The following is a 19,288-nucleotide window of genomic DNA, read 5'->3' as shown; positions in this document are numbered from 1 at the left end:
GCCCCGGTCTCCCGCGGCGACTCCGGAACTGTACGGTGACCGGCCCGCCACATGCAAATCGCCTCCGCCCGGGGCTCCGGGCGGAGGCGATCAGCAGAGACGATGGGCGGGGATCAGCGGACCTCGGTGATCTCCGGGCCCCGCGCGAACGGGTCGAGCGAGCCGTAGCGGCCCTCGCCCTCACCCGCGGCGGCAGCGGCCCCGCCACCGTCGGCGACCATCTGGGCGTCCTCGGGAAGCTTCAGCACGATCGGGTCGCGGGGGGCCATCGGGCTCTCACCGCGCACGACGACGGTCTGCCGGAAGACCTGCTCCAGGATGCCGGCCATCTCGGGCTGCACGGCGGCCTGGCCCGAGATCACGCCGCGCAGGAACCAGCGCGGACCGTCGCAGCCGACGAAGCGCACCATCTGCACGCCCTGGGTGCCGTCCGGGAGCTGCACCGGGACCTGGGCGCGGAGGTGCCAGCCGAGCGGGCCCTCCTCCTCCTCGATCAGGCCGCCCTGCGAGGTGATGCCGTTGGCGATCTCCTCGCGGACCTCCCCCCAGATGCCCTCCGACTTCGGGGCCGCGAAGGCCTGAAGCTGGATGGCGCTGTTGCCGAGCACCAGGGTGGCGGCGACGATCGCGTCACCGGCGACCTCGACGCGCAGCTCCATGCCCTCGACACCGGGGACCAGCAGACCCCCGAGGTCGACTCGTCCCTCCTCCGGGGTCTCCAGCTCGGTGTGGTCCCACGGGCCGTCCGGCCGCGGGGCCGGCGGCAGGCCGACCTTGTCGGCCTGGTCCAGCTCGGTCACGTTCTCGCTCTCGGCGGAACCTTCGACGTCATCGGCCGTCTCGTCGGCGCTGATGGCGTCGTCGGCGAGCTGCTCGACAGCGTCCTCGCTCTTCTGGCGACGACGGAACACGGTCACTGTCCTTCCCGGTCCAAGACCGATGCGAATACCTGCTCGGCTTCCTGCGAGGCCGCGGGAATGCTAGACCGCGGCGTGGCCGCCGGTCGACCCGAACCCACCCTCGGCGCGTGCCGACCCCGGCAGCTCGGCCACCTCGTGGAAGCGGGCCCTCTCGACCTGCTGGATGACCAGCTGGGCGATCCGGTCCCCTCGGCGGAAGCTGACCCCCTCGCGCGGGTCCAGATTGACGACGATCACCTTGATCTCTCCACGGTACCCGGCATCGACCGTCCCCGGGGCGTTCACGAGAGCAACTCCGCAACGAGCTGCCAGCCCGGAGCGCGGGTGGACGAAGGCCGCGTAGCCGTCCGGCAGCGCGATGGCGACGCCCGTGGGGAGCACCGCCCGCTCGCCGGGGGCCAGCTCGGCATCGACGGTGGTCCGCAGGTCGGCGCCGGCGTCCCCGGGCTGCGCGTACTCGGGCAGCGGCAGCTCGGCGTCGATGCGCTTGATCAGGACGTCCAGCTGCGGACGGGGGGTCTCGCTCAAGGGTTCACCTCAAAGGCTCGTGCGCGCTTCATCAGATCCGGGTCGTCGAGGACCTTGTCGATGTCCTCGGCACGACCGTGCGTGGTGAAGTGTTCCAGCTTCACCTGGATGAACAGTGCCTGTGCGCGCACGGCGACCGGTCCGTCCGGGCCGCCGATCCGCGCCTCGGCGGCGCTGTAGATCTTGCGGCCGCGCACTCCGGTGATCCAGGCGCGCAGGTGCAGCACCGAGTCGACGGGCACCGGGCTGAGGAAGTCGGTCTCCAGCCGGCCGGTCACGGCGGGCGCGTGCAGCAGCCAGTTGAGCGTGCCGAGGGTCTCGTCCATCGCCGTCGTCAGCAGGCCGCCGTGGGCCAGCCCGGGACCGCCCTGGTGGACGTCCCGGACGGTGAGCTCGGCCGTGACGTCCAGGCCCTCGCCGGCGACCGCGTCGATCCGCAGGCCGCCGGGGTGCTGCGGTCCGCAGCCGAAGCAGTGCTCGTAGTGCGAGCCGAGGTGGGTGCCGGGGGCGGGCGCCTGGGGGTGGCGCTCCGGGATCACGGCGTCCGGCGGCGGGGTGGTCGGGGTCGGCGGCACCGCGGGCGCCGACCGGTCGGTGGGGGTGGTGGGGGTGGTCGTACCGGTCACGGTTCGCCAGCCTACCCAGGGGTAGCAAGGCCTCCGGTGGGGGTGGCGTCCCGGCCCGGGCGTCAGGGCGCCCACAATGGAGGGCATGTACGACGAACGCCTCACGGTGCCGCGCTCCTGGTGGCTGCTCCCCGTCGCAATCGGTCTGACCCTCGCACTGATCCTGATCCGGGTCAGCGGCCTGGCCGCCCTGGTCGGCCTGGTGGTCGGCATCGCCGCCGGCGCGGTGGCGATCAGCAGCTACGGCTCGGCCCGGATCCGCGTGGTGCAGGGCTCGCTGGTGGCCGGGCCGGCCCGGATCCCGGTGGACGCGCTGGGTGCCGCCCAGGCCCTGAGTCCCGCCGAGGCCGCGGCCTGGCGCGGCCCGAAGGCCGATCCCCGTGCCTTCATGCTGCTGCGCAGCTACGTCCCGACCGCGCTGCGGGTCGAGGTGAGCGACCCGGCCGACCCGACGCCCTACCTCTACCTGTCGACCCGCTCGCCGATGAAGCTGGCCGAGGCACTGGAGGAGGCCCGGCGCGGCGCCCGTACGTAGCCGACGCACCACAGGCCCCGAAAGACCGAGAGGGACGGTTCCGCTGATGCGGGACCGTCCCTACGACTTTGTCCTGGCCGGCACGCGGCCGACCGACTCCGTCCTCCCGCGTCCGTCCCGCAGGACGGGCCGCGGACCTGCCGTCCGGCCCCGCTGCCCGGGGCCGGAAGGGGCGGTGTGCCGGTGCCGCGGGAGCCACGGGCACCTGGCGCTGTCCGCTGCGGTGCTCAGGCGCCGCAGTCCCGGCAGATCGGGTTGCCGTTCTTCTCGCTGTACAGCTGGCTGCGGTGGTGGACCAGGAAGCAGCTCATGCAGGTGAACTCGTCGGCCTGCTTCGGCAGGACCCGAACTGCGAGCTCCTCGTTCGAGAGGTCGGCGCCGGGAAGCTCCATGCCTTCGGCAGCGTCGAACTCGTCGACGTCGACGGAGCCGCCGCCCTTGTCGTTCCGCCGAGCCTTGAGCTCCTCGATGCTGTCTTCGTTGAGCTCGTCGTCGGTCTTGCGTGGGGTGTCGTAGTCGGTTGCCATTTTTCGCTCTCCCCCTCCGGGTTTGTGCGGTGTGTGCGGTATCTCCAGCGCACGTAACGCATGGGGGGTCGGTCTTGTGCCCGACCCGAGGCGGAGATTTTGCCTTACTTCAAGCCCCGTTACTCAATCGACACTCAGCCAGGGCTCCGTTGGGGTGATCCTCCGAGGCGCAAAAGGCCTCACGCTGGGCCATCTCCGACCCGCCGAATGCCCGCCAGGTCGGCGACTCACAGTGAGCGAAACCCGTACGGGTGTCCGCTGAATCCCTTGCCCACCAGGGATGCCGACCAATCCTGCGGACCGGCGGCGGGCCGGTTCCCGGTCACGGACGGCGATCGACACCCCCGATGGAGTGATCACTCTCCGGGGTCACCCCGCTCCGCGGAGCGACACGGTGTGAGCTTGGTCACGTTCAGAATCTTCCGGGGCAAACCACGGAAAATCCACCCACTCCGCCCCCTCCCTCGGAGGGCGCGACGACCCGGGGGAGCGCCCCCGCGGGCGCCCTAACCGGCGTTCCGGCGGGCCTCCCGGCGGGCCAGCAGCGCGGCCTGGCGCTCCTCGAACTTGCGCGCCTGCCCGTCCAGCCCGTCAAGGAAGGCCCCCAGCTCGTTCTGGGCCAGCAGGCCCTCGGGGCCGAGGCCGCCGATCTCCATCACGCGCAGCTTGCGCAGCACGGGCTGCAGCACGTCGTCGTGGTGGATGCGCAGGTTGTACACCCCGCCGAGGGCGATCTGCGCGGCGGCGCGCTCGAAACCGGGGATGCCGTGACCGGGCATCCGGAAGTTGACGACCACGTCGGCGATGGCGCGCATGGCCTGGTCGGGGGCGATCTCCAGGGCGGCCTTCAGCAGGTTCCGGTAGAAGACCATGTGCAGGTTCTCGTCGTTGGCGATCTTCGCCAACAGCTGCTCGCACAGCTCGTCCCCGGCGTACCTGCCGGTGTTGCGGTGCGAGATGCGGGTGGCCAGCTCCTGGAACGCCACGTACGCGACCGAGTGCAGCATGCTGTGCGCGTTGTCGGACTCGAAGCCCTCGGACATGTGGCTCATCCGGGCCCGCTCCAGCTCCACCGGGTCGACGGCCCGGGTGGCGAGCAGGAAGTCGCGGATGGCTATCCCGTGCCGGCCCTCCTCGGCGGTCCAGCGGTGCACCCAGGTGCCCCAGGCGCCCTCGCGGCCGAACATGCTCGCGATCTCGTGGTGGTAGCTGGGGAGGTTGTCCTCGGTCAGCAGGTTCACCACCAGCGAGACCCGACCGAGCGGGGTCACCTGCGACTGGTCCAGCGACCAGGCCTCGCCGCCGAGCACGCCGTCGAAGTCGCGGCCCTGGCTCCACGGGACGAACTCGTGCGGCATCCACTCCTTCGCCACCCCCAGGTGGCGGTTGAGCTCGGTCTCGACGACCTCTTCGAGGGCCAGGATCAGCCGCGCGTCGGTCCAGCCGCTCGATCCGAGCGAGGGACTGCTCTGCACGGGGGCGATGGTCACGATCTTGCTCCTGGGGGGACGGATACGCGCGGGACGGGCGCGTTGGGCGGGCACGCGTCCGTTTCTCGGAGCCGTCGGCGGACATCCCGGCGGTCGCACTTACGGTTGCGTAGGTTACGACACCGTAAGTTGCTCGGGCCGGAAATGACAAGCCGCCCCCGCCAGGCCTTATGTCGTCTTGACGGGCCTGACGGGGGCGGCTGAGAACGGTCGCCCACGGAACGTGGCAGCACCGGGAGCCATGACGGGCCGGATCGGCCCTGTGAGGGGGGCTAGGGCGAGGGAATCCGCACCCGCATGGTGAGACCGCCCCCGGCGCGCGGGGTGGCCTCGACGGTGCCGCCGTGGGCGCGCACCACCGAGCGGACGATGGACAGGCCCAGCCCGACCCCCCTGTCACTGCGGGTGCGGTCGGCGCCCTTCACCCGGCGGAACGGCTCGAAGATGTGCTCCAGCTCGTACCCGGGCACCACCGGGCCGGTGTTGGACACCACCAGCTCACCGCCGCCCGGCACCGTGGCGGTGGCCAGCTCGACCCAGCCGCCCGGGGTGTTGTAGCGGACGGCGTTCTGCAGCAGGTTGAGCGCGAGCCGCTCCAGCAGCACCCCGTTGCCCGCGACCACCGCCGGATCGAGCTTGGACCGCAGCTCGACCTCCCGCTTGTCGGCCTCGCCCCGGGTCTGCTCCAGCGCCCGGGTGGCCACCTCGGACAGCTCCACCGCGCGGCGGTCGGTCAGCTCGTTCTCGCTGCGGGCCAGCAGCAGCAGGCCCTCGACCAGCTGCTCGCTGCGCTCGTTGGTGGCCAGCAGGGTCTTGCCGAGCTGCTGGAGGTCGGGCGAGGCGGCCGGGTCGGAGAGCTGGACCTCCAGCAGGGTGCGGTTGATCGCCAGCGGGGTGCGCAGCTCGTGCGAGGCGTTGGCGACGAAGCGGCGCTGGGAGTCGAAGGAGCGGTCCAGCCGGTCCAGCATGTCGTCGAAGGTGTCGGCGAGCTCCTTGAGCTCGTCGTCCGGACCGTCCAGCTCGATCCGGCGGTGCAGGTCGGAGGAGGCGACGTCCCGGGCGGTGCGGGTGATCCGGCCGAGCGGGCGCAGCACCCGGCCGGCCATCGCGTAGCCGGCCGCGAAGGCGATCACGGCGAGGCAGACCAGGACGGTGAGCGACTTGCGCAGCAGGGCGTTGACGGCGATGTTCGACGCGGCCTCGTGCCGGCTGGCGAGCAGCGCGTTGAACTGGTCGCTGGTCATCTGGACGCCGTTGACGACGAAGGACGAGTACGGGATGCCGTTGCGGTCGACGACGGAGAAGTTGAGCTGCGGCGGCGCGACGGAGTTCAGGGCCTGCTGGACGAAGTAGTACATCACCAGCAGCAGGACGACGCCCGCCATCAGGAACATCCCGCCGTACAGCAGGGTGAGCCGCATCCGGATGGTGGGGCGGAACGGCAGCCAGGCGAGCATGCCGTCACCGGGGACGTAGGTCTCGTGCTGGTTCGGGTGGGGCGGGCGCGGCGGGTGCACGGGCCTGGGCGGTACGGCACGCGGGCCGCCGGCGGGCGCGCCGGAGGGCCCGCCGGCCGGGGGCGGCGGGGTGGTCATGATGGTCCTCTCGGGCGTCCGCCGGGGCGGGCGCTAAGTACGGCGGGGAATCCTCGGGGGCGGGTTCCGTGGAGGCGGACTCCGGGGTCAGATCCGGTAGCCGGAACCGGGCACGGTGACGATCACCGGCGGGTCGCCGAGCTTGCGGCGCAGCGTCATCACGGTGACCCGCACGACGTTGGTGAACGGGTCGGTGTGCTCGTCCCAGGCCTTCTCCAGGAGCTGCTCGGCGGAGACGACGGCGCCGCCGGCCCGCATCAGCACCTCCAGGACGGCGAACTCCTTGGGGGCGAGCTGGACGGTGCGCCCGTCGCGGATCACCTCGCGCCGACCGGGGTCGAGCGAGATGCCCGACCGCTCCAGCACCGGGGGCAGCGGGATGGTCGCACGGCGGCCCAGCGCCCTTACCCGGGCCACGAGTTCGCTGAAGGCGAACGGCTTCGGAAGGTAGTCGTCGGCGCCGATCTCCAGGCCCTCGACCCGGTCGCTGATGTCGCCGGAGGCGGTCAGCATGATCACCCGGGTCGCCAGGCCCTGCTCGACCACCTTGCGGCAGACGTCGTCGCCGTGGACCAGCGGAAGGTCACGGTCCAGGACCACGACGTCGTAGTCGTTGACCGCGATGCGCTGGAGCGCGGCCTCCCCGTCGTACACCACGTCGACAGCCATCGCCTCGCGGCGCAGGCCGGTCGCGACGGCCTCGGCAAGCAGCTGCTCGTCCTCGACGACGAGAACCCGCACGGTCGTTGTCCCTTCTCCAGGCCGGCCCCGGAAACGGACGCACGGCTCCGACGGTGCCTCCATCCTGCCTGGTCCTGCGGTAAAGCAGCGATAAGCTGCCCCACGGGCAGGAAGCCCGGACCCCGCGACGGTGACCGTTCGTGTCGGTATCGCTCCGCTTGGACTGTGACACGGGCAACTTTCTTCCGCCGGGAGGTTTCCCGGCCCCCCGGGCGGGGAGGACAGCTGCACACCCGCGATCTGGCTGTTGGCCGATCGCACCCACCCGCCGTGCGTTCATCCGCGCCGGCCCTGGGGCTGGGACGTCACCGGGAGCGGCCGCAGGCCGTCTCCGCGCCCGACCGGAGTTCTCACCTGTCGGCCAGGGCGCATTCACCGGCTGAACCTTCCTCAGGGCGGAGAGCGCACGACCGTGCACGTCCGACACAGTAAGGGGGCCCGTATGGACGCCTTCAAGGCCGGAATCCTGCAGCGCATAGCCAACGCCGAGCAGGACCTGCACCGCGCGATCGAGGCCGGGGACGAGTTCCTCGCCGAGGTGGAGCAGTCCGAGCTGGACGACCTGCGTCGTCTCGCCGCCGAGCACGGTGTGGACACCGTGCTGGAACGCCACCGCACCGCCGCCTGACCCGACGCCGGTACTCCGGCACCAGCGGCCCTGCGGGGGCCGTGCGAAACCCCAAGCCCTGGCATCCCCCGTATGCCAGGGCTCTTCGCTGTCCCGAAGGGTTCCGCGCGGGGTTCGCCGTCCCGAGGAACCGTCGCGGGGCTTCGCCTTCCCGAAGGTTCCGCGCCGGGGGCTTCGCCTTCCCGAAGCGTTCTCAGTCCGCCCAGGCGCGCAGCGCGGCCAGCCGCTCCTGCAGCGGCTGGTACACGCCCGGGGCGGCGGCCACGGTCAGCTCGCCGTCCGGGCCGTGCCCGGGGCGGCCGCCGACCAGGGCGCCGGCCTCGGTGGCGATCAGGCAGCCGGCCGCGCGGTCCCAGGGGGCGAGGCCGCGCTCGTAGTAGCCGTCCAGCCGCCCGGCGGCCACGTCGCACAGGTCCACCGCGGCCGCCCCGGCCCGGCGGACGTCCCGCACCTCGGGCATCAGCGCCAGCAGCACCTCGGCCTGGCGCACCCGCACCGGCTGGACGTAGTTGAAGCCGGTGGCGATCAGCGCCTGGCCCCAGGGCGGGGCCGGGCGGGCGGAGAGCGGCCGGCCGTCGAGGCGGGCGCCGCGGCCCAGCACGGCGTGGAACAGCTCCCCGCGCGCCGGGACGTAGACCACCCCGACGACGGCCCGGCCGTCCACCTCGGCGGCCACGCTGACCGCCCAGGAGGGCAGCCCGTACAGGTAGTTGACCGTGCCGTCGAGCGGGTCGACGACCCAGCGCACCCCGCTGGTGCCGGGGCGCTCGGCGCCCTCCTCGCCGAGGTAGCCGTCCTGGGGGCGGCGGTCGGCGATCAGCTCCACGATGAGCTTCTCGGAGGCGAGGTCCATCTCGGTGACCACGTCGACCGGGCTGCTCTTGGTGCCGGCCACGCCGAGGTCGGCGGGGCGGCTGTCGCGCAGCAGGACGCCGGCCTGCCGGGCCGCGTCCAGGGCGACGTCCAGCAGGTCGTCGAGGAGCCGGTCGTCGGGCAGGGCGGGGGTGGGCACGGGAATCTCCTCCGGAAGGGGTCGGTGCTCGGCGGGGGTCAGCGCTCGGCGGCGGCCGGGCGGGGGGTGCGCGGGTTGGGGCAGCAGGCCACCGCGCACACGTCGTGGCTGGGACCCAGGGCGCCGAGGGCGCAGCGGGTCACGGCCTCGCCGCGCTCGGTGGCGGCCCGTTCCAGGACGAGCTCGCGCACCGCGGCGGTGAACCGCGGGTCGGCGCCGACGGTGGCCGCGCGGGAGACCGGCAGGCCCAGGTCGGCGGCCTTGGCGACGGCCTCGGTGTCGAGGTCGTACTTGACCTCCATGTGGTCGGAGACGAAGCCGATCGGGACCATCACCACGGCCGGCGCGCCGTCGGCGTGCTGGACCTCCAGGTGGTCGCAGATGTCCGGCTCCAGCCAGGGGGTGTGCGGAGCGCCGCTGCGGCTCTGGAAGACCAGCCGCCACGGCCGGTCGGCGACGCCGGTGCGCTCGGCGACGGCCGCGGCGATCAGCCGGGCCACCTCCAGGTGCTGGGCGACGTACGCGCCGCCGGGCGTGCCGCGGGCCGGGTCGTCCGGGGCGCCGGAGGTCTCGGCCATCGCGTCCGGGATGGAGTGGGTGGTGAAGGCCAGCCGGGCGCCGTCCCGTACGTCGGAGGGCAGGTCGGCCAGGGCGGCCAGGGTGGCGTCGATCATCGGCTCGACGAAGCCGGGGTGGTTGTAGAAGTGCCGCAGCTTGTCGACGGTCAGCGCCGGGACGCCCTCCTCGGCGAGGGTGGCCAGCGCGTCGGCCAGGTTCTCCCGGTACTGGCGGCAGCCCGAGTAGCCGGCGTAGGCGCTGGTGGCGAGCACGGCGATCCGGCGGTGGCCGTCCGCGGCCAGCTCCCGCAGGGTGTCCACCAGGTACGGGGCCCAGTTCCGGTTGCCCCAGTAGACCGGGAGGTCCAGCCCGTGCTCGGCGAAGTCCTTGCGCAGGGCGGCGAGCAGCTCCCGGTTCTGTTCGTTGATCGGACTGACGCCGCCGAACATGAAGTAGTGCTTGCCCACCTCCTTCAGCCGTTCCCTGGGGATGCCGCGGCCCCGGGTGACGTTCTCCAGGAACGGGACGACGTCCTCGGGGGCCTCGGGCCCGCCGAAGGACAGCAGCAGCAGGGCGTCGTACGGGGCGGCGCCGGAAGGGGAGGGTTTGCGCGCGTCGGACATGGCACCGATCCTGCCACTGAGGGGCCGGGCGTCGGCGCCGGGGCCGCGCGGGCATCCGGAAAATCCCGTTTGCCAACGTACGTAAGCTGTCCAGACCAGCCTTGTTCCTTACCCCCCTGCTCGGAGCGCCCGTGCTGTCCAGCTACCGCCGAATATTCGCCGCGCCCGGCACCGTGGCCTTCTCCTCCACCGGTTTCGTCTCCCGACTGCCGATCTCCATGACCGGCATCGGCATCGTGACCATGCTGTCCCAACTGCGGGGCTCGTACGGCGTGGCCGGTTTGGTCTCGGCGACCCTCGCGGTCTCCGCCGCCATCCTGGGCCCCCAGGTCTCCCGGCTGGTGGACCGGCACGGCCAGGCCAGGATCATCGTCCCAGCCATGGCCCTCACCATCGGCGCCGTCGTCGGCCTGCTGCTCTGCGCCCGGCTGGAGGCCCCGGACTGGACGCTGTTCGTCTTCGCCGCCGGCATGGGCGTGATGCCGAGCACCGGCGCGATGGTCCGCGCCCGCTGGGCGCACCTCTACCGCGAGGACGCCGACCGGCTGCACACCGCCTACTCCTTCGAGGCCGTGGTCGACGAGGTCTGCTTCATCGTCGGCCCGATCCTCTCCATCGGCCTGGCCACCTCCGTCTTCCCGGAGGCCGGCGTGCTGCTCGCCGGGATCTTCCTCACCGTCGGCGTGCTGCTGTTCGCCGGCCAGCGCTCCACCGAGCCCCCGGTCCACGAGGCCGCCAGACAGCAGGGCCGCTCGGTCATCCGCAACCGCGGCCTGCAAGTGCTGATCCTCACCTTCGTCGCCACCGGTGCGATCTTCGGCTCGGTCGAGGTGGTCACCGTCGCCTTCTCCGAGACCCAGGGGCACAAGTCGATCTCCAGCGTGATCCTCGCCCTGTGGGCGCTCGGCTCCTGCCTGGCCGGAGTCGTGTTCGGCGCCGTCAAGCCCGCCGGCTCGATGGCCAGGCGGTTCTTCCTCGGCGTGCTGTTCATGGCGCTCAGCATGGTGCCGCTGCTGCTGGTCGCCCACGCGGTGCACGGCATCGGCGGCCTGGTCGCGGTCGGCGCCGCGCTGCTGGTCGCCGGCGTCGCCATCTCCCCCACCCTGATCACCGCGATGGCCCTGGTCGAACGGCTCGTCCCGGCCGCCCAGCTCACCGAGGGCATGACCTGGACCACCACCGGACTCGCCCTCGGCGTCGCGACCGGCTCCTCGGCCGGCGGCTGGGTCGTCGACGCCTCCGGCGCCGCCGCGGGCTACTGGGTGCCACTGGCCGCCGGCGCGCTCGGGGTGCTCGCCGCCCTGGCCGGACTCGGACGACTGCGCGCCGGACTCGGCGCCGAGTCGCCCGCCGGGGCGGGCGACGGAACGGTCGGACGACCCGTAGACGCCGAACGGTGAACTGACTAATCTCGCCCTACCCGCGGCCCTACCCGCAGGTAGGGCCCGCCTCCCGCACAGCGCGGACGGGCCCTGGGGCGGCAGCGCCGCCGCAGACCGCGCCGACCCCGTTCGGCCCCGGAGCAGGAGGCAGCGCAGATGCCCCAGGCCAGCACGGCGACCCGCACCCGGTGGACCAACTGGGCCGGCAACCAGAGCGCCCACCCGGCCCGGAGCGCGACCCCCGGCACCGCCGAGGAACTGGCCAGGGAGATCCGGCGCGCCGCCGAACAGGGCCGCAGCGTCAAGGCCGTCGGCTCCGGCCACTCCTTCACCGCGGTCGCCTCGCCCGGCGACGGCCTGCTGGTCCGGCCCCACGCGCTCACCGCCGTCCGCGAGATCGACCGCGAGGCCGGCACCATCACCGTCGAGTCCGGCCTCCCGCTCAGCCGCCTCAACCGGATCCTCGCCGCCGAGGGCCTCTCCCTCACCAACATGGGCGACATCGAGGTCCAGACCGTCGCCGGCGCCACCAGCACCGGCACCCACGGCACCGGCCGCGACTCCGGCTCGCTCGCCGCGCAGATCCGCGCCCTGGAGATCGTGCTCGCCGACGGCACCGTCCGGCGCTGCTCCCCCACCGAGGACCCCCGGCTCTTCCAGGGCGCCCGGCTCGGCCTCGGCGCCCTCGGCGTGATCACCGCCCTCACCTTCGGCGTCGAACCGGCCTTCCTGCTCACCGCCCACGAGCAGCCGATGGGCTTCGACGAGGTGCTGGAACGCCTCGACGACCTCACCGCCGTCAACGAGCACTTCGAGTTCTACTGGTTCCCGCACACCGACCGCTGCTCCACCAAGCGCAACAACCGCAGCCAGGGGCCGGCCGCCCCGCTGCCCCGGTTCAAGGAGTGGCTGGAGGACGACTTCCTCTCCAACACCGTCTGGGAGGGCGCCTGCCGGGTCGGCCGCCGCTTCCCCGGCTCCATCCCCTCGATCGCCTCGCTCGCCAGCCGCGCCTGGTCCGACCGCAGCTACACCGACACCGCGTACAAGGTGTTCACCAGCCCGCGCAAGGTCCGCTTCGTGGAGATGGAGTACGCCGTGCCGCGCGCGGCCGCCGCCGAGGTGCTACGCGAGCTGAAGGCCCTGATCGAACGCTCCGACTGGAAGGTCGGCTTCCCGGTCGAGGTCCGCTTCGCCCCCGCCGACGACCTCTGGCTCTCCACCGCCTCCGGCCGGGACAGCGCCTACATCGCCGTCCACCTCTACCGGGGCACCCGCGAACAGGGCTACTTCACCGGCGTGGAACAGCTGATGACCGCCCATCAGGGCCGCCCGCACTGGGGCAAGCTGCACACCCGCGACGCCGAGTACCTGGCCGGCGTCTACCCCCGCTTCGCCGACTTCGCGGCGCTGCGGGACGAGGTCGACCCCCAGCGCCTGTTCGGCAACGACTACCTGCGGCGGGTGCTGGGGGCCTAGGGCGTGTCTGACAATTCGCGTCGGATCAGCGCGCGGCGTTGGGGTGTGTGCATCGCAAGGCGGAGGTGGGGGCACCTCCCGGCCGGAGGCTGGGGGCGGAGTCCATGCGGTGGGGGCACCTCCCGGCCGCCAGGCTGGGGGCCATCGGCGACCGACGACAACGCGGCGAGGTGCGCTTGTGCCCTGGGGGTACCTCCCAGCCGAAGGCTGGGGGAGCGTCGCGCGCCCGGCGGGAATTGTCAGACACGCCCTAGCTCCCGCTCAGGGTGCCGAGGTCCCGGCCGGCGGGGCCACCGTCGCGTTCGCCGGAGCGTCGGTCGGCACCGGCGGCTGGGGCGTGACCGCCCCGCCGGTGGGCTTCCCGCCGCTCGCGGACGGGGAGGCCCCGGCCGACGGGCTCGCGCTCGGACCCGCCGAGGGCGAGGCGTCGCCGCCGTGCCCGCCGGTGCCGGCGCTCGGGGTCGGGCTCGGCTCCCGGGTGGGCCGGGTGGTCGCCGGAGCCGAGGCACCGCCGGACGGCGTGGACTCCGGGCCGCGCCCGCCGCCGGTGGACGGCCGGTCCGCCGGGGCGTCCTTCGGTGCCTGGCCTCCGGGCGCCACCGTGCCGCCGAAGGACGTCCCGTTGCCGGACTCGCCCTTCACCGTCGCCGACACCGGCTGCCCGGTGGCCAGCTCGAACGCCACGATCGGCGTCATCGCCAGCACGAACACCAGCCCGGACGCCGCCGCGTAGCCCTTCCACCCCAACCGCCGGCGCGCCCGCACCACCTGCGGCTCGTTCCACTCCGAAGTGATCACCGGGGGCGGGCCGGCGGGCAGCTCCGCCGGCCGCTCGGGCCGCTCCGGGCCGACCGGCGCCTGGCGCAGGGTGTTCACGGCCTGGTTCGGCCCGCGGTCCACCGCGTCGCGCAGCTGCTCGCCGGTCCGCCGGAACACGTGCTGGAACACCGCGCCACCGGTGGTCGCCCCGATGCTGACCACGGCCGCGCCCATGATCGTGCCGTACACGCCGAGTTCGGAGGCGAGCAGCGCGCCCACCACCGCGGCCAACGCGCTCGCCACGACCTGAGCCACACTCAGATCGATCCGCTTGCGCTCCTCCTTGCCGCCCTCCTCGGCGGGGCTCAGCTCCGGCATCAACATCCCTCGGTCCGTACGACTACTACTCGAACAAGCCTCTCCATCTTGCCCAAAGAAGGACACAAGGGACGAAAATGCGGTTCTCCTCGCCCGGATTGTGTGAAGATGATCACCGTTCATCCGGCAGTGGTCCGCCATTGGGGGCGCGCGCTCTTGAGATTCCCGTGAATCGCGGGAGACTTGAGCGGCGAGCCGCCCCTTCGGATGCCACGAATGGAGTACTGTTCGTAAAGCCCGAGCCCTGGGTCGACATGTCGACTGTGCCTACACCGGCAGCTTGACGAAGAGCCACGGAACGGGCACGCACGGCGACGCCGGTCCCGGATCGTCGCGAACACTCCGCGTGCAAGAACGGCCGGGACACCCAGGCGCGACGTCGACGGATGACGTGGCAAAAAGGCAACCGTGCCACAGCGGTGTGGCCGGGCGTAAGCCCGACACGCCGGGGAACTCAGCAAGGTTGTGGCCAGTCGCGAGTGGGCAGGCCACACTCAGTACGGGAGCAGCGACGCAGGTGACGTCGGCAGGCACCACCCGGGAGGTAACCGTGCCCGAACTGCGGGTTGTGGCCGTCAGCAACGACGGCACACGGCTGGTGCTCAAGGCTGCCGACAGCACGGAGTACACCCTCCCCATCGACGAGCGGCTGCGCGCCGCCATCCGCGGCGACCGGCCGCGCCTCGGCCAGATCGAGATCGAGGTCGAGAGCCACCTCCGCCCCCGGGACATCCAGGCCCGGATACGAGCCGGTGCCTCCGCCGAGGAGGTCGCCCAGGCCGCCGGCATCTCCGTCGACCGCGTCCGCCGCTTCGAGGGACCGGTCCTCGCCGAGCGCGCCTTCATGGCCGAGCGCGCCCGTAAGACCGCCATCCGCCGCAATGGCGAGTCCCCCGGGCCGCAGCTCGGCGAGGCCGTCGCCGAACGGCTCGCCCTGCGCGGCGCCGAGAAGGAGACCGAGCGCTGGGACTCCTGGCGGCGCGACGACGGCACCTGGGAGGTCATCCTCTCCTACCGTGCCGACGGCGAGGGCCGCAGCGCGTCCTGGACGTACGACCCGCCCCGGCGCCTGGTCCAGCCCAACGACGACGAGGCCCGCGCGCTGATCGGCGAGAGCGTCGAGCGCGAGGAGGACTCGGTCTTCCCGTTCATCCCGCGGATCGCCCGGCTCCCCCAGGACCGGCCGCCCCGCCCGATGATCGACCGGCCCTCCGCCGACCGCATCATGTCGGCCCGCGAGGTCCGCGAGTCGCGCGAGGCCACCGCCGAGTCCCGGGACTCGCTGACCAGCCTGCTCGACGTCGTCCCCGCGTTCCGCGGCGACCTCGCCGTCGGCGGCCCCGCCCCGATCGAACCGGTGCCCGCCGAGGTCGCCGAGGAGAGTGAGGAGCCGGCCGCGGCCGCCGCCCCGGCGGTCGGCGCGGGCTCGGCCTACGCCGACATCCTGATGCCGCGCGCCGTCGCCCCGCACCGCGAGCGCCTGGTCGGCACCACCGACCGGCAGGCCGAGGCGGACGGCGTCCGGCCCGGGCGCCGGGCCACCGTGCCCAGCTGGGACGAGATCGTCTTCGGCAGCCGGCGCAAGAAGCAGGAGTAGTCCCCGGAGGTATGACGGAGGGGCGGGAGGCCTGGCCTCCCGCCCCTCCGTCATACCTCCGGGGACTCGGCCGGACTCAGCCCGGCTCAGCCCGGCTGGTCGGTCACCGCCACCGGGCGGCTCCCGTCGCTCGACCACTCGCTCCACGAGCCCGGGTACAGCGTGGCGTCCAGGCCCGCCGCCTCCATCGCCAGGATCTGGTGCGCCGCCGTCACGCCCGAGCCGCAGTACACCGCGACCCGGCGCTCCCCCGCGCCGAACGCCCGGAACCGGGCCAGCAGTTCGGCGACCGGTCGGAACCTCCCGTCCGGGCCCACGTTCTCGGACGTCGGCGCCGACACCGCGCCCGGAACGTGCCCGGCCCGCGGGTCCACCGGCTCGCTCTCGCCCCGGTAGCGCTCCCCCGACCGGGCGTCCAGCAGCAGACCGTCACGCGCCCAGGCCGCGGCGCCGTCCGCGTCCACCGTCGGCAACTGGCCCGGGACGGGCTTGAAGTCACCCTCCGCCGGCTCCGGCAGTTCGGCCGTCACCGGCAGCCCGGCCGACCGCCAGGCCGCGAATCCGCCGTCCAGCACCCGGACGTCCCGGTGCCCGGCCCAGCGCAGCAGCCACCAGGCCCGGGCCGCCGCCATCGACGCCGCGCCGTCGTACACCACGACCGGGCGCCCCGAACTCACCCCGAAGCCGCGCATCGCCGCACCGAACTCCTCCGGATCCGGCAGCGGGTGGCGCCCGCCGCGGCCGGGGGCGCCGGGCGGGGCGGCGAGGTCCCGGTCCAGCTCGACGAAGTGGGCGCCGGGCAGGTGCCCGGCCCGGTACTCCTCGGCCGCGGTCGGGCCGCCCGGCGCGGCGCCGACCAACTGGTAGCGCACGTCCAGCAGCACCGGCGGGTGCGCGGAGGCGAGCGCCTCCCGCAGCTCGGCCGCGGAGATCAGCGGGGAACCGTCGTTGAAGGTGGTCATGCCCGACATTGTCGCGCAGCGCGCCCTCGGCCACGGCTCTTTATGCGCTCTTTGCCGGACTTTCCGCGCGGGTCGAGGGTTGGGCTTCGCGCCAGGGTGGAAGCATCACCCTCGCGCGCGAGGATTCCCGCGCGCCAACCACCCGTGAGGAGGCCCGCATTGCCCGCGGTGGAACTCCGACTGGCCCAGGGCACGCCCTGCTGGGTCAGCCTGCTGACCGACGACCTGCCCGGCGCCCGCGCCTTCTACGGCGAACTGCTCGGCTGGACGTACTCCCCCGGGCCCGGCCAACTCGGCGCCTACGTCCGGGCCGAGCTCGACGGCACCCCCGTCGCCGGCCTCGGCGTCTCCACCACCACCGGCTTCCCGGTGCAGTGGACCACCTACTTCGCCGTGGACGACGCCGACCGCACCAGCCAACTCGTGCGCGAGTGCGGCGGCACCGTCGCGGTCGGGCCGGTACAGGCCGAACGCGCGGGGCGGATGGCCATCGCCGCCGACGTCTCCGGCGCCGTCTTCGGCCTCTGGCAGGCCGAGGAGCACCTCGGTCGGGAGGCCGGGGAGGACCCGGGCGGCCCCGCCTGGGCCGAACTGCTCACCCCCGACGCCGACGGCGCCGCCGCCTTCTACGGCACCGTGCTCGACCGGCCGGTCCGGTCCGCCGCCGACGAGACCGCGCTGCTGGTGCACGGGCGCCCGGTCGCGGGCATCCGCCACCACGCCGACCTGCGCGGCCACCCGCCGCGCTGGCGCACCCACTTCGCCGTCCGGGACAGCGCACTGACCGCCCGTCACACCGTCGAACTCGGCGGCCGCGTCCTGGTGGAGCCGCACGACACCGCCCGCGGCCGCGCCGCCCGGCTGGCCGACCCGCAGGGCGGGCACTTCTCGGTACTGGAGGCCACGGGCCGGGAGCAGCCTTAGCGGCCTGTCTGACGATTCCCGCCGGGCGCGCGAATTGTCAGAACACGCCCCTAAGCCTGCTGCTCCTCGAACGGCAGCACGTCCGGGGAGAGCACCGAGGCACGCGCGGTCGCGGCGGTCAGCCGGCGGCGGTGGTGGCGGCGGCACAGCACCTCGTAGCCGATCTCGTCGTCGCTCACCGAGATGTCCCCGATCACCACCTGGGCGCCCTCGACCACCATCACCCCGCCGACCGTACGGGCGTTGTGGGTCGCCCGCGCGCCGCACCAGCACAGCGCCTCGACCTGCAGCACCTCCACCCGGTCGGCCAGCTCGATCAGCCGCTGCGAGCCCGGGAACAGCCGGGTGCGGAAGTCCGTGGTGATACCGAAGGTGTAGACGTCGATGTCCAGTTCGTCCACCACCCGGGCCAGCTGGTCGACCTGCTCGGCGGCGAAGAACTGCGCCTCGTCGCAGATCAGGTAGTCCACCCGGCCGCCCGCCGAGAGCCGGTGCACCACATGGGCGTGGAAGTCGAAGTCGTCCGTCACCTCGACGGCGTCCGCGCGCAGGCCCAGCCGGCTGGAGATGGTGGCGGCGCCGGCCCGGTCGTTGCGGGTCAGGATGACGCCCTGCCGACCGCGCGCGGTGTGGTTGTGGTCCATCTGCAGCGCCAGCGTCGACTTGCCGCAGTCCATCGTGCCCGAGAAGAACACCAGTTCAGCCATGGGTGGAGCAAAGGCCTTTCACATCAAGGGGGTTCGGGCACAGAGAAGTCAAGGGACGGGCTCAGCCGCGGACTTCGAGCAGCGGGACGAACTGCTCGACCGGGGTCATCGAGCCGTGCAGGCCGATCATCGCGGACTCGCCGGGCTCGTTGCGGGAGGCGATGATCGCGATGTCGTCGCGCGCCGCGGCGACCACGTCGCCGATCCGGCGGTACACCCGCTCGTCGACGGTCGGGCCGAACCAGCCGGCCGCGATCGCCTCGTCCCGGGTGGCCACCCACATCCGGTCGCCCAGCACCTCGCTCCAGACCGTGTGCACATCGGCCGCGGCGCCCGGCACCGCGTACACGTGCCGGGCCCGGCCCTCGCCGCCGAGCAGGGCGACGCCGGCGCCGAGCTCCCAGTCCTCGTCGAAGTCGATCCGGTCCTCGGGCGCGATGTCGATCATGCCGTGGTCCGCGGTCACGTACATCACCGAGCGCGGCGGCAGCTGCTCGGCCAGCCGGCGGGCCAGCCGGTCCACCGCGTCCAGCGTCATCCGCCACTCGTCGGAGTCCACCCCGAAGCGGTGGCCCGCGCCGTCCAGCTCGCTGACGTAGGTGTACACCAGCGCCCGGTCGTGCTCGGCCAGCCAGGAGGCGGCCAGGTCCATCCGCTCCTCGCCGGTGGTACGGCCCAGGAAGGTGCCACCGGACAGCGCCACCCTGGTCAACGGGGTCTGGGCGAACAGCGGGGAGGACACCTGGGCGGTCGCCACCCCGGCCCGGTGGGTCTGCTCGAACACCGTCGGGTACGGCTGCCAGGCCTTCGGGTCGGTGGGCGGCTGCCAGCGCAGCTGGTTCATCAGGTAGTCGGCGCCCGGCACCGCCACCGTGTACCCGGCCAGACCGTGCAGGCCCGGCGGCGTCCCGGTGCCGACCGAGGCCAGCGAGGTCGCCGTGGTCGACGGGAAGCCCGCGGTCAGCGGACGGCCGGTGCCGCCCAGCGAGCTCGCGGCCAGCGAGGACAGGAACGGCGCGTACTCGGGGTGGCGCAGCAGCAGCTCCCAGCCGAGGCCGTCCACCAGGAACACCACCGCCCGGTCGGCCGGGGCGATCGGCAGGGTCGCGGTGAACCCCGGGACGCCCAGGCCCGCCGCCACCGAGGGCAGCAGGTCGCAGAGCGAGCCGCTGCCGTACGGGGGCGCGGGAGCGGCGGCCGGGTCGAGGATCTCGAAGGCGTCGTAGCCGTCGGAGGGTGCGAAGGACATGGAACCGGATTCGTAGCGGTCGGGAACGCGGTCGGAATCGCGAACGGGGGCGCGAACAGGAACGGGGG

General features: G+C 73.3%; 19 protein-coding genes. 6 read left to right on the top strand and 13 right to left on the bottom strand.

Features of this window, described 5'->3' with window-relative positions; translation table 11 throughout:
* Nucleotides 1-113: 113 nt before the first annotated feature.
* From ACZ3YL_RS31540 to ACZ3YL_RS31530, 3 genes are all read right to left on the bottom strand, one after another.
* Nucleotides 114-911, bottom strand: coding sequence for a DUF3710 domain-containing protein (locus tag ACZ3YL_RS31540; protein WP_188306103.1), 798 nt, complete (start codon nt 909-911; stop codon nt 114-116).
* 69 nt (nt 912-980) lie between these two features.
* Nucleotides 981-1,424, bottom strand: a complete 444-nt coding sequence (dut, locus tag ACZ3YL_RS31535; RefSeq protein ID WP_411292992.1) for a dUTP diphosphatase — start codon at nt 1,422-1,424, stop codon at nt 981-983.
* A 20-nt stretch (nt 1,425-1,444) separates the two neighbouring features.
* The gene (locus tag ACZ3YL_RS31530; protein WP_465660623.1) at nt 1,445-2,023 is read right to left on the bottom strand and encodes a PaaI family thioesterase; all 579 of its coding nucleotides are present in this window, start codon (nt 2,021-2,023) and stop codon (nt 1,445-1,447) included.
* 136 nt (nt 2,024-2,159) lie between these two features.
* Here ACZ3YL_RS31530 and ACZ3YL_RS31525 point away from each other — a divergent pair, with 136 nt between their 5' ends.
* The gene (locus ACZ3YL_RS31525; protein ID WP_411292991.1) at nt 2,160-2,609 is read left to right on the top strand and encodes a DUF3093 domain-containing protein; all 450 of its coding nucleotides are present in this window, start codon (nt 2,160-2,162) and stop codon (nt 2,607-2,609) included.
* Between the two features lie 227 nt (nt 2,610-2,836).
* Here ACZ3YL_RS31525 and ACZ3YL_RS31520 read toward each other — a convergent pair whose 3' ends face one another.
* The 4 genes from ACZ3YL_RS31520 to ACZ3YL_RS31505 all read right to left on the bottom strand — a co-directional run bounded on the left by ACZ3YL_RS31520 (nt 2,837) and on the right by ACZ3YL_RS31505 (nt 6,962).
* Nucleotides 2,837-3,136, bottom strand: a complete 300-nt coding sequence (locus ACZ3YL_RS31520) for a DUF4193 domain-containing protein (protein WP_030057692.1) — start codon at nt 3,134-3,136, stop codon at nt 2,837-2,839.
* A 506-nt stretch (nt 3,137-3,642) separates the two neighbouring features.
* Nucleotides 3,643-4,626 (bottom strand): acyl-ACP desaturase, encoded by a 984-nt coding sequence (locus tag ACZ3YL_RS31515; protein ID WP_188306099.1) that lies wholly within the window; start codon nt 4,624-4,626, stop codon nt 3,643-3,645.
* A 272-nt stretch (nt 4,627-4,898) separates the two neighbouring features.
* Nucleotides 4,899-6,221 carry a sensor histidine kinase gene (locus tag ACZ3YL_RS31510; protein WP_188306098.1) on the bottom strand — a complete coding sequence of 441 codons (1,323 nt, stop codon included), beginning with the start codon at nt 6,219-6,221 and terminating at the stop codon, nt 4,899-4,901.
* An 87-nt stretch (nt 6,222-6,308) separates the two neighbouring features.
* On the bottom strand, nt 6,309-6,962 hold the full coding sequence (locus ACZ3YL_RS31505) for a response regulator transcription factor (RefSeq protein WP_188306097.1): 654 nt from the start codon (nt 6,960-6,962) through the stop codon (nt 6,309-6,311).
* A 442-nt stretch (nt 6,963-7,404) separates the two neighbouring features.
* Between ACZ3YL_RS31505 and ACZ3YL_RS31500 the strand changes: the two genes are divergently transcribed.
* Nucleotides 7,405-7,590, top strand: a complete 186-nt coding sequence (locus ACZ3YL_RS31500; protein ID WP_030057688.1) for a hypothetical protein — start codon at nt 7,405-7,407, stop codon at nt 7,588-7,590.
* Between the two features lie 193 nt (nt 7,591-7,783).
* On the opposite strand, the gene ACZ3YL_RS31495 is transcribed toward ACZ3YL_RS31500, so the two are convergent.
* Nucleotides 7,784-8,602, bottom strand: coding sequence for an inositol monophosphatase family protein (locus ACZ3YL_RS31495; RefSeq protein ID WP_317621169.1), 819 nt, complete (start codon nt 8,600-8,602; stop codon nt 7,784-7,786).
* 38 nt (nt 8,603-8,640) lie between these two features.
* The gene (locus ACZ3YL_RS31490; RefSeq protein ID WP_465660612.1) at nt 8,641-9,783 is read right to left on the bottom strand and encodes a ferrochelatase; all 1,143 of its coding nucleotides are present in this window, start codon (nt 9,781-9,783) and stop codon (nt 8,641-8,643) included.
* 131 nt (nt 9,784-9,914) lie between these two features.
* Between ACZ3YL_RS31490 and ACZ3YL_RS31485 the strand changes: the two genes are divergently transcribed.
* Together ACZ3YL_RS31485 and ACZ3YL_RS31480 are read left to right on the top strand one after the other, a co-directional pair.
* Entirely contained in the window at nt 9,915-11,183 is a 1,269-nt protein-coding gene (locus ACZ3YL_RS31485; protein WP_465660621.1) for an MFS transporter, read from the top strand.
* Between the two features lie 138 nt (nt 11,184-11,321).
* Nucleotides 11,322-12,644 (top strand): D-arabinono-1,4-lactone oxidase, encoded by a 1,323-nt coding sequence (locus ACZ3YL_RS31480; protein WP_465660610.1) that lies wholly within the window; start codon nt 11,322-11,324, stop codon nt 12,642-12,644.
* A 261-nt stretch (nt 12,645-12,905) separates the two neighbouring features.
* Here ACZ3YL_RS31480 and ACZ3YL_RS31475 read toward each other — a convergent pair whose 3' ends face one another.
* Nucleotides 12,906-13,781, bottom strand: a complete 876-nt coding sequence (locus ACZ3YL_RS31475; RefSeq protein ID WP_465660608.1) for a hypothetical protein — start codon at nt 13,779-13,781, stop codon at nt 12,906-12,908.
* A 517-nt stretch (nt 13,782-14,298) separates the two neighbouring features.
* On the opposite strand from ACZ3YL_RS31475, the gene sepH reads away from it, so the two are divergent.
* Nucleotides 14,299-15,378, top strand: coding sequence for a septation protein SepH (sepH, locus tag ACZ3YL_RS31470; protein WP_188306092.1), 1,080 nt, complete (start codon nt 14,299-14,301; stop codon nt 15,376-15,378).
* An 86-nt stretch (nt 15,379-15,464) separates the two neighbouring features.
* Here the strand turns inward: sepH and ACZ3YL_RS31465 are convergent, their stop codons facing one another.
* Nucleotides 15,465-16,340 (bottom strand): sulfurtransferase, encoded by an 876-nt coding sequence (locus tag ACZ3YL_RS31465; RefSeq protein ID WP_188306091.1) that lies wholly within the window; start codon nt 16,338-16,340, stop codon nt 15,465-15,467.
* A gap of 168 nt (nt 16,341-16,508) precedes the next feature.
* Here ACZ3YL_RS31465 and ACZ3YL_RS31460 point away from each other — a divergent pair, with 168 nt between their 5' ends.
* Entirely contained in the window at nt 16,509-17,264 is a 756-nt protein-coding gene (locus ACZ3YL_RS31460; protein ID WP_465660619.1) for a VOC family protein, read from the top strand.
* 50 nt (nt 17,265-17,314) lie between these two features.
* Here ACZ3YL_RS31460 and ACZ3YL_RS31455 read toward each other — a convergent pair whose 3' ends face one another.
* Nucleotides 17,315-17,971 (bottom strand): thymidine kinase, encoded by a 657-nt coding sequence (locus tag ACZ3YL_RS31455; RefSeq protein WP_188306089.1) that lies wholly within the window; start codon nt 17,969-17,971, stop codon nt 17,315-17,317.
* A 61-nt stretch (nt 17,972-18,032) separates the two neighbouring features.
* Nucleotides 18,033-19,220 carry an alkaline phosphatase family protein gene (locus tag ACZ3YL_RS31450; protein WP_188306088.1) on the bottom strand — a complete coding sequence of 396 codons (1,188 nt, stop codon included), beginning with the start codon at nt 19,218-19,220 and terminating at the stop codon, nt 18,033-18,035.
* Between the last annotated feature and the right edge of the window lie 68 nt (nt 19,221-19,288).

Source organism: Kitasatospora sp. NPDC023176 (assembly GCF_055560495.1).
This window is presented reverse-complemented; position numbering and strand designations above follow the sequence as displayed.

Coding starts and splice junctions, on each gene's coding strand:
- ACZ3YL_RS31525 (WP_411292991.1), top strand. CDS start 2,160: ATGTACGACGAACGCCTCACGGTGCCGCGCTCCTGGTGGCTGCTCCCC.
- ACZ3YL_RS31520 (WP_030057692.1), bottom strand. CDS start 3,136: ATGGCAACCGACTACGACACCCCACGCAAGACCGACGACGAGCTCAAC.
- ACZ3YL_RS31510 (WP_188306098.1), bottom strand. CDS start 6,221: ATGACCACCCCGCCGCCCCCGGCCGGCGGGCCCTCCGGCGCGCCCGCC.
- ACZ3YL_RS31500 (WP_030057688.1), top strand. CDS start 7,405: ATGGACGCCTTCAAGGCCGGAATCCTGCAGCGCATAGCCAACGCCGAG.
- ACZ3YL_RS31490 (WP_465660612.1), bottom strand. CDS start 9,783: ATGTCCGACGCGCGCAAACCCTCCCCTTCCGGCGCCGCCCCGTACGAC.
- ACZ3YL_RS31480 (WP_465660610.1), top strand. CDS start 11,322: ATGCCCCAGGCCAGCACGGCGACCCGCACCCGGTGGACCAACTGGGCC.
- ACZ3YL_RS31475 (WP_465660608.1), bottom strand. CDS start 13,781: ATGCCGGAGCTGAGCCCCGCCGAGGAGGGCGGCAAGGAGGAGCGCAAG.
- ACZ3YL_RS31465 (WP_188306091.1), bottom strand. CDS start 16,340: ATGACCACCTTCAACGACGGTTCCCCGCTGATCTCCGCGGCCGAGCTG.
- ACZ3YL_RS31455 (WP_188306089.1), bottom strand. CDS start 17,971: ATGGCTGAACTGGTGTTCTTCTCGGGCACGATGGACTGCGGCAAGTCG.
- ACZ3YL_RS31450 (WP_188306088.1), bottom strand. CDS start 19,220: ATGTCCTTCGCACCCTCCGACGGCTACGACGCCTTCGAGATCCTCGAC.